Source organism: Pseudomonas sp. P65(2024) (assembly GCF_057480955.1).
Genome location: NZ_JBLIYX010000004.1, coordinates 184952 through 198581 on the forward strand (window position 1 = coordinate 184952; position 13630 = coordinate 198581).

General features: G+C 65.5%; 11 protein-coding genes. 5 read left to right on the forward strand and 6 right to left on the reverse strand.

Annotated elements, in window-relative coordinates:
* The first annotated feature begins 57 nt into the window (after positions 1–57).
* The gene (locus AC25MA_RS08385; protein ID WP_050707380.1) at positions 58–1254 is read left to right on the forward strand and encodes a class I SAM-dependent rRNA methyltransferase; all 1197 of its coding nucleotides are present in this window, start codon (positions 58–60) and stop codon (positions 1252–1254) included.
* A gap of 70 nt (positions 1255–1324) precedes the next feature.
* On the opposite strand, the gene AC25MA_RS08390 is transcribed toward AC25MA_RS08385, so the two are convergent.
* The gene (locus AC25MA_RS08390) at positions 1325–3001 is read right to left on the reverse strand and encodes a DUF4153 domain-containing protein (RefSeq protein WP_186594753.1); all 1677 of its coding nucleotides are present in this window, start codon (positions 2999–3001) and stop codon (positions 1325–1327) included.
* Positions 3002–3318: 317 nt separating this feature from the next.
* On the opposite strand from AC25MA_RS08390, the gene ilvD reads away from it, so the two are divergent.
* A complete protein-coding gene (gene ilvD / locus AC25MA_RS08395; RefSeq protein WP_028689152.1) occupies positions 3319–5160 on the forward strand; it encodes a dihydroxy-acid dehydratase in 1842 nt (613 codons plus the stop codon).
* 76 nt (positions 5161–5236) lie between these two features.
* Here the strand turns inward: ilvD and AC25MA_RS08400 are convergent, their stop codons facing one another.
* Positions 5237–6292, reverse strand: a complete 1056-nt coding sequence (locus tag AC25MA_RS08400) for an HAD family hydrolase (RefSeq protein ID WP_199522820.1) — start codon at positions 6290–6292, stop codon at positions 5237–5239.
* A 247-nt stretch (positions 6293–6539) separates the two neighbouring features.
* On the opposite strand from AC25MA_RS08400, the gene AC25MA_RS08405 reads away from it, so the two are divergent.
* Entirely contained in the window at positions 6540–7931 is a 1392-nt protein-coding gene (locus AC25MA_RS08405; RefSeq protein ID WP_486971947.1) for an L-cystine transporter, read from the forward strand.
* A gap of 34 nt (positions 7932–7965) precedes the next feature.
* Here AC25MA_RS08405 and AC25MA_RS08410 read toward each other — a convergent pair whose 3' ends face one another.
* Positions 7966–8484 (reverse strand): dihydrofolate reductase, encoded by a 519-nt coding sequence (locus tag AC25MA_RS08410; RefSeq protein WP_182322327.1) that lies wholly within the window; start codon positions 8482–8484, stop codon positions 7966–7968.
* Positions 8485–8538: 54 nt separating this feature from the next.
* On the opposite strand from AC25MA_RS08410, the gene AC25MA_RS08415 reads away from it, so the two are divergent.
* Both AC25MA_RS08415 and AC25MA_RS08420 read left to right on the forward strand, forming a co-directional pair.
* Positions 8539–9930 carry a DUF2868 domain-containing protein gene (locus tag AC25MA_RS08415; RefSeq protein ID WP_182322329.1) on the forward strand — a complete coding sequence of 464 codons (1392 nt, stop codon included), beginning with the start codon at positions 8539–8541 and terminating at the stop codon, positions 9928–9930.
* Positions 9923–11287: a GTPase/DUF3482 domain-containing protein gene (locus AC25MA_RS08420; RefSeq protein WP_186594759.1), complete on the forward strand. Its 1365-nt coding sequence runs from the start codon at positions 9923–9925 to the stop codon at positions 11285–11287. The genes AC25MA_RS08415 and AC25MA_RS08420 overlap by 8 nt, the downstream gene beginning before the upstream one ends.
* A gap of 9 nt (positions 11288–11296) precedes the next feature.
* Here AC25MA_RS08420 and AC25MA_RS08425 read toward each other — a convergent pair whose 3' ends face one another.
* From AC25MA_RS08425 to tagQ, 3 genes are all read right to left on the reverse strand, one after another.
* Entirely contained in the window at positions 11297–11713 is a 417-nt protein-coding gene (locus AC25MA_RS08425; protein WP_051555623.1) for a hypothetical protein, read from the reverse strand.
* Entirely contained in the window at positions 11713–12615 is a 903-nt protein-coding gene (ssp4, locus tag AC25MA_RS08430) for an Ssp4 family T6SS effector (RefSeq protein WP_051555624.1), read from the reverse strand. The genes AC25MA_RS08425 and ssp4 overlap by 1 nt, the downstream gene beginning before the upstream one ends.
* A 74-nt stretch (positions 12616–12689) precedes the next feature.
* On the reverse strand, positions 12690–13616 hold the full coding sequence (gene tagQ / locus AC25MA_RS08435) for a type VI secretion system-associated lipoprotein TagQ (protein ID WP_062362776.1): 927 nt from the start codon (positions 13614–13616) through the stop codon (positions 12690–12692).
* Between the last annotated feature and the right edge of the window lie 14 nt (positions 13617–13630).

Sequence of the window (13630 nt, forward strand, 5' to 3'; positions counted from 1 at the left end):
TCAGCGAACCTGAGGCCAACACGGTATACTCCCGCTCTTTTTTCCCGGAGCGACGTCATGTCCCTGCCCAGCCTTCGCCTCAAAGCCAATGCCGACCGCCGCCTGCGCGCCGGCCACCTGTGGGTTTACAGCAATGAAGTCGACGTCGCCGCGACCCCGCTGCAGGGCCTGAAGGCCGGCCAGCAGGCCATCCTCGAGGCCGCCAACGGCAAGCCCCTGGGCGTAGTGGCGATGAGCCCGAACAACCTGATCTGCGCCCGTCTGCTGTCGCGCGACGTCAAGCTGCCGCTGGACAAGTCGCTGCTGGTGCACCGCCTGAACGTCGCCCTGTCGCTGCGCGAGCGCCTGTTCGACAAGCCGTGCTACCGCCTGGTCTACGGCGATTCCGACCTGCTGCCGGGCCTGGTGGTCGACCGCTTCTTCGACATCCTCGTGGTACAGCTGGCCTCGGCCACCATGGAAGCGCACAAGGACGACGTCATCGCCGCCCTGGTCCAGGTGCTGAAGCCGAGCGGCATCCTGTTCAAGAACGACTCCGCCGCCCGTGACGCCGAAGGCCTCGGCCGCTATGTCGAGACCGTCTACGGCGAAGTGCCAGACTGGGTCGCGCTGGAAGAGAACGGCGTGAAGTTCGAGGCTCCGGTACGCGAAGGCCAGAAGACCGGCTGGTTCTACGACCACCGCATGAACCGCGCCCGCCTGGCCCCCTATGTCAAGGGCAAGCGTGTGCTCGACCTGTTCAGCTATATCGGTGGCTGGGGCGTGCAGGCCGGTGCGTTCGGCGCCAGCGAAGTCTTCTGCGTGGATGCTTCCGGCTTTGCCCTCGATGGCGTTGAGCGTAACGCCGCGCTGAACGGCATCAGCGAAAAACTGACCTGCATCGAAGGTGACGTATTCGAGGCCCTGCGCGAGCTGAAGGCCGCCGAAGAGCGTTTCGACGTGATCATTGCCGACCCGCCCGCCTTCATCAAGCGCAAGAAGGACCTGAAGAACGGCGAGGCCGCCTACCGCCGCCTCAACGAACAGGCCATGCGCATGCTCACCAAGGACGGCATCCTGGTCAGCGCCTCGTGCTCGATGCACCTGCCCGAGGACGACCTGAACAACATCCTGCTGACCAGCGCCCGCCACCTGGACCGCAACCTGCAAATGCTCGAGCGCGGCGGCCAGGGCCCGGACCACCCGGTGCACCCGGCGATTGCCGAGACCCGCTACATCAAGAGCATCACCTGCAGGTTGCTGCCCAACAGCTAAGTGGTGCTTGTTCCGGGGCCGCTCTGCGGCCCCAGCTCCCTCAAACGCTCACGCCCATGCGCGCCAACCGCTACCGCCTGAAGTCCGGCACCAGTTCCTGGCCATCGATGCTGAGCGTCTTGTAACGCGGCGCCACCAGTTTCACCGCGCCCTCGCGAATGCCTTTGGCCAGGCCCTCGAGGTTTTCCATGCTGCCGCTCAGGCTGCCCACTTCACGCCACTCGCGCTCCTCCCAGGTGAACACGAACACACTCGATGCATAGGTGTGCCGGGGGATCATCAACACTTCATTGTGCCCATCACCATCCAGATCGACCGCCCACAAGTAGCATCCCTTGCCACCGCACTGGCTTTGAGCAAGCGTCGAATCGGCCAGTGACTCGCTGGTGGACTGCACCGGCCCCAGCCACTCGAACGTCGGACCCTGCGTTTCGACCACTTCCGGCCGACGCACCTGCGCCATCATCCCCAGCAATTGCTCGCGGCGGCCCGCATCGAACAGCTCATCCGTTTCCAGCCGCTTCTCCAGTTGCTCGAAGGCGGCACGCCCAGGCTGACCGAGGTCGCGGTACAAGGTCCCGGCATCGAACTCGGTAATCGGCGTGCGCCCACCGAGCAGGCGCTCGACCTGACTCTTCGCACTCAACACCTGCGGGTCGAGCAACGGTGTATAGAACAGCACTATCAGCACCGCGCTGAGCAGAGCGATCCACGGATTGCTCACGCGCAGACTGTTCAGCCATCCCTGGCGCGAAGCCACCACCGCCCAGACCGCCGCCAAGCCATGTACCAGCATCACGCCCACCAGCAACACCGCCATGATCCGTGAGGGTGTCAAACCGTACTGATCGATGCGTAGCCAACTTGCGTAGGCCGCCAGGCCCACCAGCACCGGCAGGCACACCAGGCTGGCCTCCACCAGGCGCTTGAGCGGCGCAGGGTAGACGCTGGGTTGTCGGCCGTCCTGGAACACCCCGTTGACCAGGAACAGGTTGATGCCTGCCAGTACCAGCAGGAGGCTGGTCGAGTAACCGGTGTCCCACACAGGCTGCAGGCCGGAAAGCGGCAACGTCAGGGTGAACAGCACGGCGATCAGCGCGCTGAGCGGCAACAGGAAGCGGCACAGCGTCAACAGGATGCCGCGCAGCAGGCCGATGATCTTTTCGTTCTCCCGCCCCATGCGCATCCCCAGGGAGAACACCACCGGCAGTACCAGCCAGAGAAACACCGCAGACTCCGCCACATCCGTGACCTGCGGTATGCCAAGCATGCCGAACAGCAGCGCGCACAACCACAGCAACTGCCAGAACAGGCCAGTCAGCATTTGCGCCAGGAACAGGATGAACACGTTGTTCCAGGCATGCCGGAACAGGTCCTCATAGCGCGGCGCCACCCCTTCGCGGGTCGGCCAGGCAAGAATGAACGCGGTGCCTATGTAGCCCAGCACGACGGCGGCCAGGAACCAGGTCTGCTGCAGCCAGCCCATACGCTCGCTACCCAGGACCCCGGCACTGATCCCGCTGATCAGCAGGGTCAGGCCCAACACCAGCCAGCCGGTGCCACGCTGGCGCACCGCGCTGCCGAGCAGTTGCAGGTTCACGCCGGCCACGACCACCGCGGCGCACAGGGCTACCGACAGGTTGAAGCCAAGCAGCTCGCCTTGCCCCTTCACGGTGGTGAGCAGCACCAGGCCCTGGATCAGGCCGATGACGACGTAGAACAATAAGGAGCGACTTGGCGCTGGCATTGCAAATCCTTTTGGCCAGTGGAACAGGAAGCGCGCAAGTCTACCCAAACCCGCCCGGACCACGCCAAGGCCTTTACCTTGCGGGCTGGGGACAGCCAATTGTCACAACGCCATTCCCTAGCGGGCGTGGCGGTGTAGAATCGAGCCATTCATCGCCAGACATCCCCGGCGGGTTTATGAGCTCTGGTCGAGCCTGCGGCGATCCCGCGAGGTCTTCGGCCCCCATCCTTGCCAGCGGCAACCGGCCTTCGGCGTTTCAGGACAAGAGAAGCTCACTCCCTATTTACGTGACGTGATTTAGCCGCCAGGAGCGCTCCATGCCTGATTATCGTTCCAAGACTTCCACCCAAGGCCGCAACATGGCCGGTGCCCGTGCCCTGTGGCGCGCCACCGGGATGAAGGACGAAGACTTCAAGAAACCGATCATCGCCATCGCCAACTCGTTCACCCAGTTCGTCCCGGGTCATGTGCACCTGAAGGACCTGGGTCAACTGGTCGCCCGCGAGATCGAACGCGCCGGTGGCGTGGCGAAAGAGTTCAACACCATCGCCGTGGACGACGGCATCGCCATGGGCCATGACGGCATGCTCTACTCGCTGCCCAGCCGCGAGATCATCGCCGACGCGGTCGAGTACATGGTCAACGCCCACTGCGCCGACGCCATCGTCTGCATCTCCAACTGCGACAAGATCACCCCCGGCATGCTGATGGCCGCCCTGCGCCTGAACATCCCGGTGATCTTCGTCTCCGGCGGTCCGATGGAAGCCGGCAAGACCAAGCTGGCCAGCCACGGCCTGGACCTGGTCGACGCCATGGTGATCGCCGCCGACTCCACCGCCAGCGACGAGAAAGTCGCCGAGTACGAGCGTAGCGCCTGCCCGACCTGTGGTTCATGCTCCGGTATGTTCACCGCCAACTCGATGAACTGCCTGACCGAGGCCCTGGGTCTGGCCTTGCCGGGCAACGGTTCGACCCTGGCCACCCACTCGGACCGCGAGCAGCTGTTCCTCACCGCCGGCCGCACCATCGTCGAGCTGTGCAAACGCTACTACGGCGAGAACGATGCGTCGGTACTGCCGCGCAGCATCGCCAACTTCAAGGCGTTCGAGAACGCCATGATGCTCGACATCGCCATGGGCGGCTCGACCAACACCATCCTGCACCTGCTGGCCGCAGCGCAGGAGGCCGAGGTGGACTTCGACCTGCGCGACATCGATCGCCTGTCGCGCAAGGTACCGCAGCTGTGCAAGGTGGCGCCGAACATCCAGAAGTACCACATGGAAGACGTGCACCGCGCCGGCGGCATTTTCAGCATCCTCGGCTCGCTGGCCCGTGGCGGCCTGCTGCACACCGACCTGCCGACCGTGCACAGCCCAAGCATGGAAGAGGCCATCGCCAAGTGGGACATTACCCAGACCGATGACGAAGCCGTGCACACCTTCTTCAAGGCAGGCCCGGCCGGTATCCCGACGCAAACCGCGTTCAGCCAGTCGACCCGCTGGGAAACCCTGGACGACGACCGCGAAAACGGCTGCATTCGCAGCATCGAGCACGCCTACTCGCAAGAGGGCGGCCTGGCCGTGCTGTATGGCAACATCGCCCTGGACGGCTGTGTGGTGAAGACCGCCGGTGTCGATGAGTCGATCCACGTGTTCGAAGGCACCGCGAAGATCTTCGAGAGCCAGGACAGCGCGGTACGCGGCATCCTCGCCGACGAAGTGAAGGCTGGCGACATCGTCATCATCCGCTACGAAGGCCCGAAAGGCGGCCCGGGCATGCAGGAGATGCTCTACCCGACCTCGTACCTGAAGTCCAAGGGCCTGGGCAAGGCGTGCGCGCTGCTCACCGATGGCCGCTTCTCCGGCGGGACCTCGGGCCTGTCCATCGGCCACGCCTCGCCGGAAGCGGCAGCGGGCGGCGCCATCGGCCTGGTGCGTGATGGCGACAAGGTGCTGATCGACATCCCGAACCGTTCGATCAACCTGCTGGTCAGCGATGAAGAACTGGCCGAGCGTCGTATCGAGCAGGACAAGAAAGGCTGGAAGCCGGCCGAAGTGCGCCCACGCAAGGTGACCACCGCACTGAAGGCCTACGCCCTGCTGGCGACCAGCGCCGACAAGGGCGCTGTGCGCAACAAGGCGATGCTCGACGGGCTGTGAGGCTCTGAAGGTAAAAAAACCGGCGCCCTGAGCGCCGGTTTTTTATTCCGCCGAGCCCCTGCGGGAGCGGCGTCGGCTACTGGATCTGCTCCGGCGTCACGATCACCCAGTTCTTGTCCGCCGTCACCGGCAGCCCTTCCCTGGCCTGGGCCGCCGCGTTCTTGGCGATCATGCCGTTCAACTGATCCATGTACTTGGCCTTGCGGTTTATCCACAGATGGATGCCGCCCTTGCCCACATCCACACCGTGGAACTGCATGTAGCCATCGCTGGTTGGGGTGTCGCCGCCCACCAGCACCGGTTTCTTCCACTCATCGATGTAGGTGAGGATGGCCGCCTGCTTGCCGGCCATCCAGGTGGCCGGGGTCCACAGGTAAGGCGTCAGCTCCAGGCCTTCATTGGCCTTGGGATCGTAGTGCCCGGCGGTAATTTGCTTGCGCGCCGTGGTCAGCTGGCCATTGGCGCGGTCCTTGAGCAGCAGGCTCACGCCGATCACGTTCTGCGGCTTGACGTTGTAGCCATACTTGGGATCGGAGGCGACCATGCGCACCAGCTCTTCGGAGGCCGCGGAAATGACATAAACCTCGATGCCGTTCTCCATCAGCTTGTTGTACAGCTCGGCCTGGCCGGTGAATACCTTGGGCGGCTGCACCTCGATGGTCTTGACCTGATCCCCCTCGAAATAGGTACTGGGGATCGGCTTGCCCGAGGCCATCAGCTCATCGACCTGCTGCTTCAGCTCCTTGAGGGTGAAGCCCGAGAACACTTGGGCTACCCAGGGGTAGCAGACCATGTCGTCGAGCTCGCACAGGCGGTAGTAGTAGCTGAACAGGCTCTCCTTGTGCTCGGCGGTGTCCTTGAACGGGATCAGCTTGAGCGAGGGGTCGAGCTTGTCGCGGGTCAGCAGGCCCTTGTTTTCCATGAACGGCAACAGCGCTTCCTCAAGGTCGAAGCGGTAGCTGGTGTTGTCCATGTCGAACACCGCGTAGTTACCCTTGTTGGCGTTGGCGGCAATCATCGCGTCGAGCTTCTGCGCGGCCTCGGCCGGCCAGTGCTTGAGCTCGGTGGCTGCCCAGCTGCTGGCGCTCAGCAACAGGGCCAGGCTGCCGGCAAGGATTCTCGGAGCAGACATCATGTGCGGTTCTCCCAAAGACGTGGCCGCTCAACCCTAGTCCCGAACTGTGACAAACAGCCACGCGTGAGCGACCCCGAGACAACTGCAAACGTCATGTTCATTGCCAAAAGCGACCAGCCGTTATTCCATAAGCGACTATGCAAATTACCTTTAGGTATAAATTCGTTTGTTTTCAGGCTGTTAGCATTTCCGTTCGTAATCGCTCACAGAGGCGATGCCTCTTCCGCCTTTTCCTGGAGCTTCAATGAACCTGCCGCTGTCACTTAACCTGCTGGCGTTCCTGGCCCTGCTGCTGGGCCTGGCGCAAACCCGCCGCACCGACTGGAGCCTGGCCAAGAAAGTGCTGTTGGGCCTGGTGCTGGGCGTGGTGTTCGGTCTGGTCCTGCACACGATCTACGGCGCCGGCCACCCGGTGCTCAAGGCCACCCTCATTTGGCTCGACCTGGTCGGCAACGGCTATGTCGGCTTGCTGCAAATGATCGTCATGCCGCTGATCTTCGCCTCCATCCTCAGCGCCGTCGCGCGCTTGCACAACGCCTCGAGCCTGGGCCGGATCAGCGTGCTGAGCATCGGCACCCTGCTGCTGACCACCGCCATCGCGGCGCTGATCGGCATTGCCCTGACCAACCTGTTCGGCCTGACCGCCGAGGGGCTGGTGGCCGGCGCCCAGGAAAGCGCCCGCCTGCAGGCCATCCACAACGACTACGCGGGCAAGGTCGCCGACCTCAACATCCCGCAACTGCTGCTCTCTTTCATCCCGACCAACCCGGTGGGCGACCTGGCCCGGGCCAAGCCAACCTCGATCATCAGCGTGGTGATCTTCGCCGTGTTCCTGGGCCTGGCCGCGCTGCAGCTGATCAAGGACGACAAGGACAAGGGCGAGCGCGCCCTGTCTGCCATCGACGTGCTGCAGGCCTGGGTGATGCGCCTGGTACGCCTGGTGATGAAACTCACCCCCTATGGCGTGCTGGCCTTGATGACCAAGGTGGTGGCCAGCTCCAACCTCGAGGACATCCTCAAGCTGGGCAGCTTCGTGGTGGTGTCATACATCGGCCTGGGCCTGATGTTCGTGGTCCATGGGGTGATCCTGGCGCTGACCGGCGTCAGTCCGCTGCGCTTCCTGCGCAAGGTGTGGCCGGTGCTGACCTTCGCCTTCACCAGCCGCTCCAGCGCCGCCAGCATTCCGCTGAACATCGAGGCGCAGACGCAGCGCCTGGGCGTGCCACAGTCGATCGCCAGTTTCAGCGCCTCGTTCGGTGCGACCATCGGCCAGAACGGCTGCGCTGGGCTCTACCCTGCCATGCTCGCAGTGATGGTGGCTCCGGCGGTGGGCATCGACACCTTTGACCCGCTGTGGATCGCCACCCTGGTGGCCATCGTCACCCTGAGCTCGGCCGGTGTGGCCGGCGTGGGTGGCGGCGCAACCTTCGCCGCGCTGATCGTGCTGCCGGCCATGGGCTTGCCGGTGGAACTGGTAGCCTTGCTGATCTCGGTGGAGCCGCTGATCGACATGGGGCGTACGGCGTTGAACGTGAATGGTTCGATGACCGCGGGGGTGGTTACCAGCCAGTTGCTCAAGCAGACTGATCAGCAGGTGCTGAGCGGGGATGAGCATGCTGAGTTGAGTCATTCCTGATAGATCGCTGGGGCTGCTGCGCAGCCCCAGGTTTTCAGACCTTGTCCCAGACTTCGAAGTGATAAACCGGCCCGTGTCCTTCGGCAGGTTGCGGCTCACTCGCGCTCAGTTGCCACTGTCCGCGATCGAACTCTGGGAACCAGGCATCACCCTCGGGAGACAGCTCCACTCGGGTCAGGTACATCCGGCTCACCAGCCCTTTGTCCAGCGCCTGCCCATACAGCTGCGCGCCACCGATCAGCATCAGCTCGCCGACGCCCTGCTCCCGCGCCCACTGCTCGGCGCGCACCAGTGCCTCTTCCAGCGAAGCGAACACCTCGGCCCCGGCCAGTTGCAGGCCCGGCTGACGGCTGACGACGATATTCAACCGCCCCGGCAGTGGCCGCCCCAGTGAATCCCAGGTCTTGCGCCCCATGATGATCGGCTTGCCCAGGGTGGTGGCCTTGAAGTACTTGAAATCCCCCGGCAGGTGCCAGGGCATGGAGTTGTCGATGCCGATCACACGGTTCTCGGCGAGCGCCGCGATCAGGCTGAGGGGGAGTGATGTGTTCATGCCGGCGAGGATAGCACCGGGCACGTGGGTTATGCTTGCGCACTGACCTGTGCAATGGAAGAGCTTGTGACGGCACCGACTCCACTCGACAAGCGCTGGCTAACCGAAGCGATACGCCTGCGCGAGGAACACGCCGGTCCCCTGGAGGACCAGGAAGCCAACCGTCGCGCCCGCCAGCAAGGCGGCGACCTCGCTACGCGCATCGAGGCCCGCGCCTTGTGGCTGGCCGAGCGCGACGGCATGGACACGGCACTGCGCCACTGGAAGCAGGGCGCGCGCCTGGCGCTGCTGGCGCTGATGCTCCTGGCCGTGCTCAGCGGCGCCGGCCTGGGGCTGGCGGCCCTGGGCGACGGCCAGCGGCCGGTGAATGTGTTCTGGGCCCTGGGCAGCCTGCTCGGGCTCAACCTTCTGCTACTGCTCGGCTGGGCCGTGGGCTTCTTTCTTGCCGGCGAGCAGGGCGCGACGCTGGGCCGCCTCTGGCTGTGGCTGAGCGAGCGCCTGGCCCGCGACGCCAAGGCCGCGCAGCTGGCCCCGGCGTTGCTGGTGCTGCTGCAGCGCCAGCGCCTGAACCGCTGGTTGCTCGGCCTGCTGGTGCATGGCCTGTGGCTGCTGGCGATGCTCGCCGCGCTGGGCATGCTCCTGGCCCTGCTGGCGACCCGGCGCTACGGGTTCGTCTGGGAAACCACGCTGCTCGCCGCGCAACCTTTCATCACCCTGACCCAGGCCCTTGGCGCCCTGCCCTCGCTGCTCGGCTTCGCCGTGCCGGACGAAACCATGATCCGCGCCAGCGGCGCCACCCTGCCCGCGCTCGACCTGGCGCGCCAGGCCTGGGCCAGCTGGCTGCTCGGCGTGGTGCTGGTCTACGGCCTGCTGCCGCGCCTGGCGCTGGCCGCATTGTGCCTGTGGCGCTGGCGCCAGGGTCGCGAGCGCCTGACGCTGGACCTCGACCTGCCCGGCTACGCCCAGCTGCGCGAAGCGCTGATGCCGCGCAGCGAACGCATTGGCGTGCAGGACCCTGCCCCCGACACCCTGCCGCGCTTCGAAGCCGGCCAGCTGGAGAGCGGCAGCAGCGGCGCCTTGCTGGTCGGCCTGGAGCTGGACGACCAGCGCCCCTGGCCACCCGCCCTGCCCAAGTCGATCACCCACGCCGGCGTGCTCGACAGCCGGGAGTCGCGCAACAAGCTGCTCGAACAACTGAGCCGCTTCCCCCCGGCACGCCTGGCCATCGCCTGCGACCCACGCCGCTCGCCGGACCGCGGCAGCCTGGCGTTGCTCGCCGAGCTGGCGCGCAATGCCGGCGCCACCCGTATCTGGCTGCTGCAGGCACAACCGGGCCAGGTCCTGGACGCGGCACGCCTGGGCGATTGGCACGAGGCCCTCGACCGGCTGGGCCTGGCCCACGCCGACACTTCGCCCGTGACCTGGCTGGAGCATGGCCATGACTGAGCCGCTGAAACTGGCCGTGGTCGGCCACACCAACGTCGGCAAGACCTCGCTGCTGCGCACCCTGACCCGCGACGTCGGCTTCGGCGAGGTCTCCCACCGCCCCAGCACCACCCGCCATGTGGAAGGCGCGCGCCTGTCGGTGGACGGCGAGCCGCTGCTGGAGCTGTACGACACCCCAGGCCTGGAAGACGCCATCGCCCTGCTCGACTACCTGGAGCGCCTCGAACGTCCGGGCGAACGCCTGGACGGCCCCGCCCGCCTGGAGCGTTTCCTCCAGGGCAGCGAGGCGCGCCAGCGCTTCGAACAGGAAGCCAAGGTGCTGCGCCAACTGCTGGCGAGCAACGCCGGCCTCTATGTGATCGACGCCCGCGAACCGGTGCTGGCCAAGTACCGCGACGAACTGGAAGTACTGGCCGGTTGTGGCAAGCCGCTGCTGCCGGTGCTCAACTTCGTCGCCAGCAGCAAGCACCGCGAGCCGGAATGGCGTGAGGCCCTGGCACGCCTGGGCTTGCATGCGCTGGTGCGCTTCGACAGCGTAGCCCCACCCGAGGACGGCGAGCGCCGCCTCTACGAAAGCCTGGCACTGCTGCTGGAAGATGCCCGCCCGGCGCTGCAACGGCTGATCGACGACCAGCAGGCCCAGCGCCAGGCCCGCCGGCACAGCGGCAAACGCCTGATCGCCGAGCTGCTGCTCGATTGCGCCGCCTGCCGACGCAGCGTCGAGGCAGAGCCTGCCGCCGAGGCACGGGCCATCGAAGCCCTGCGCCAGGATGTACGCCAGCGCGAGCAACGCTGTGTCGAGTCGCTGCTCAAGCTCTATGCGTTCCGCCGCGAGGATGCCAATGCCGGTGACCTGCCGCTGCTCGACGGCCGCTGGGGCGACGACCTGTTCAACCCGGAAACCCTGAAGCTGCTCGGTGTGCGCCTGGGCAGCGGCGTGGCGGCGGGCGCGGCGGCAGGCGCGGGCGTCGACCTGCTGGTGGGCGGCCTGACCCTGGGCGCCGCCGCGCTCGCGGGCGCCATCGCCGGCGGCGCCTTGCAGACCGCGCGCAACTACGGCTCGCGCCTGATGGGCAAGCTCAAGGGCCAGCGCGAATTGACGGTGGATGACGCCGTGCTGCGCCTGCTGGCGTTGCGTCAGCAGCAGTTGGTCACGGCCCTGGAAGGACGCGGGCACGCGGCGCAGGACAGCATTCGCCTGGCCCCTGCCGACGACAAGGGCTGGCGCGAGGGCAAGCTGCCCGAGGCACTGCGCAGGGCACGGGCGCATCCGCAGTGGTCCACGCTCAATAGCGGGGCGCGGGTCAGCCAGGCCGAGCGGCAGGAGCAGGTGGAAGCCCTGGTGGCAGAGCTGTAGCGCCGTTCGCTAACGCCGCACCTTGCGCAGTTCCACCAACCGCCGGCGCATTTCCCGATGCCGCTGGCTGTTGAAAACCAGCAGCGCGAGCAATGGCAGCGCCAGCAAAATTGCCAGCAACACAGCATTCACACCGCTACCGAGCAAGCTCAACGCCATCAGCAAGGCCACTGTGGGTACAGGGAGCACCACCCATGCTGCCCATGTGAAGCCGCGGACCATCGCGAAATGCCCGGAACATAGCAGCAAGACCAGCACAGCGCTGGACATCATGGTGAACAAGGGGTTGTCCGGGTGATTACGCCAGTGACTGTCGATCCACAGTGTTGCTGACAACGCCGCCGACAGGAGGCAAATGAAAAACCCCAGCAAGAACGTCGGGAAGTAACGGCGCATGAAAGTCTGGAATTGCGCAGGCTTCATCATCACTCGATCTCTTCGTATAGCCCTACGGCGATGCTCTGCACCGTTGCACTCCCGGCCAACCCGAAGGTGGCACCGAGCGAGTCGCGCATCAGGGTCTGCGTGGCGTGGCTGATCTCGGTCGGGGTGTAGCGCTTGGTCATGGTCCCTGCCGCCTGCTGCAACTTGATCTGCTTGGCCGTCAGACTCGGGTGCTTGATCGACAGCAGCTCGTCGGTCAGCGCCTTGCGCTGCTGGCGGCTGAGGCTCTTGGACAACTCCAGCCAGCTCCGCCCCGTGGCGGCCTTGTGTACTTGCAGGTACTTCAACGTACTCAGGCCCGACGCGCCGACCCCCAGCAACGAGACGCCATCGAGCACCATCGAGGCGGCCTGGTACCACTGGTTCTCATCGAGGGCATCGTTGGCCGCTGGGTTGGTCACTTCACGCACCGTGCGCATTACACCAATGCCGCACTGGATGCTGCTGGCGGTGGCGGCGGCGCCACCGATATAGGTCAGTACCAGGCTGGTACCGCCGGAAAAAGGTGCGGCAATGGTGCCACTGAACACCACGAACCAGCCGATCACAGCGCCGGCGCAGGAAAGGGTCGTGTTGACCGCCTCCTTGACCACCCGCGACTCGCGCGGATTGTGCTGCAGCTGCTGGGTGTACTGGTCAGGTGTCTGGTACTTCTTGATCTCGCGCAGGATCACGCGCTTGGGGCGGATGCTGCAGATCGGCTGAAACTCACGCAGGGTGACAATGTTGTATTCGGCGTCGATGTACACCACACCGGCACCGACGATACGCGGGTCGGCGTCGATGGCGGCGAACATCTGCGGCAGGTTGATCCGCGCCTGGATGCGCTGGCGTGCCAGGAACTGGGAGTTGTTGGCCAGGGAGTTGACCAGAAGATCTGTCACGGGGTGGTTTCCTTACACAGATAGCAGCACACCCGTGGGAACAGGTTCACCCGATCCCACAGGCGCTCAAGGCATCACACGTTCGGGCACGGCACCGGCGCCCAGTCACCCATGTCCGGGTTGCGGCACATGGCGTTGACCTGGTCGGTACCCGCCTTGGCCACTTGCTGGGCCTCGGCTTTCTTGCCGTTGGCGTTCTGCAGGGTCTTCTCGGTGGCCACCGCTTCCTGTGGCACCTTGGTGTTGGTCTTGGCCGGCTGGACCTTCTTCACGTTCTTCTTCTTGCCGGTGGTCGCCACTTTCGGCGGCTCGGCCACGGCGACCACGTCGGTGCGCGCGACGCCGACCTGCTTGAGGTCCTGCTCGTAGGCCTGGGTGTAGTTGTTCAGGTTCTCACCCAGGCGGCCGTTGACGGTGGTCAGCAGGTTGTTCGACTCCTGCAGGCCGGCAACGATCTCGGCCAGGCGCTTGCGACCTTCGGTGTCGTTGATGCGGCCGGCCTTGCGGTTCTGGATCAGGCTGGCGAACTCGCGCTGGTAGCAGGACTGCGACGACTTGGCGTAGGCGGTGGTGCGGTCCAGGTCGGCGGCGCTCTTGTCGATATCGGTGGCGTACGAGGCGATACGCTGCTTGTCGTCGCTGATCTGCTTCTGACGCTCGGTGTAGTAGCCGGCCGCGCCGCCGACCAGGGCGCCACCGGCGGCACCGATGGCGGCATTGCGGCCACGGTTTTCCTTGTCGACCAGGGCGCCGGTCAGGGCGCCGCCGACCGCGCCGAGCAGCGCGCCGGTGGCGACCGAGCGGGTCATGTCACCGTCGGTGGAGCGCAGGTGCTGCACCGGCTCGTAGCAGTTGGGGTAGTACTCGACCTTGGTCGTGGCGCCGACCTTGGACACGGGCGAGCTGGCGCAACCGCTCAACAGCACGGTGCTGAAACCGGCTGCCAGCAGCAGCGCGGTACGGGCCTGGGATGCAGTGATCAGGGGTTTGCGGGTGAACATGGTCTGGTTTCTCT

Excerpts from the sequence above, each read along its gene's own strand:
- AC25MA_RS08410 (WP_182322327.1), bottom strand. The coding sequence starts at position 8,484 with ATGAACACATCACTCCCCCTCAGCCTGATCGCGGCGCTCGCCGAGAAC.
- AC25MA_RS08420 (WP_186594759.1), top strand. The coding sequence starts at position 9,923 with ATGACTGAGCCGCTGAAACTGGCCGTGGTCGGCCACACCAACGTCGGC.
- AC25MA_RS08385 (WP_050707380.1), top strand. The coding sequence starts at position 58 with ATGTCCCTGCCCAGCCTTCGCCTCAAAGCCAATGCCGACCGCCGCCTG.
- AC25MA_RS08390 (WP_186594753.1), bottom strand. The coding sequence starts at position 3,001 with ATGCCAGCGCCAAGTCGCTCCTTATTGTTCTACGTCGTCATCGGCCTG.
- AC25MA_RS08400 (WP_199522820.1), bottom strand. The coding sequence starts at position 6,292 with ATGTCTGCTCCGAGAATCCTTGCCGGCAGCCTGGCCCTGTTGCTGAGC.
- AC25MA_RS08425 (WP_051555623.1), bottom strand. The coding sequence starts at position 11,713 with ATGATGAAGCCTGCGCAATTCCAGACTTTCATGCGCCGTTACTTCCCG.
- ilvD (WP_028689152.1), top strand. The coding sequence starts at position 3,319 with ATGCCTGATTATCGTTCCAAGACTTCCACCCAAGGCCGCAACATGGCC.
- tagQ (WP_062362776.1), bottom strand. The coding sequence starts at position 13,616 with ATGTTCACCCGCAAACCCCTGATCACTGCATCCCAGGCCCGTACCGCG.
- AC25MA_RS08415 (WP_182322329.1), top strand. The coding sequence starts at position 8,539 with ATGGAAGAGCTTGTGACGGCACCGACTCCACTCGACAAGCGCTGGCTA.
- AC25MA_RS08405 (WP_486971947.1), top strand. The coding sequence starts at position 6,540 with ATGAACCTGCCGCTGTCACTTAACCTGCTGGCGTTCCTGGCCCTGCTG.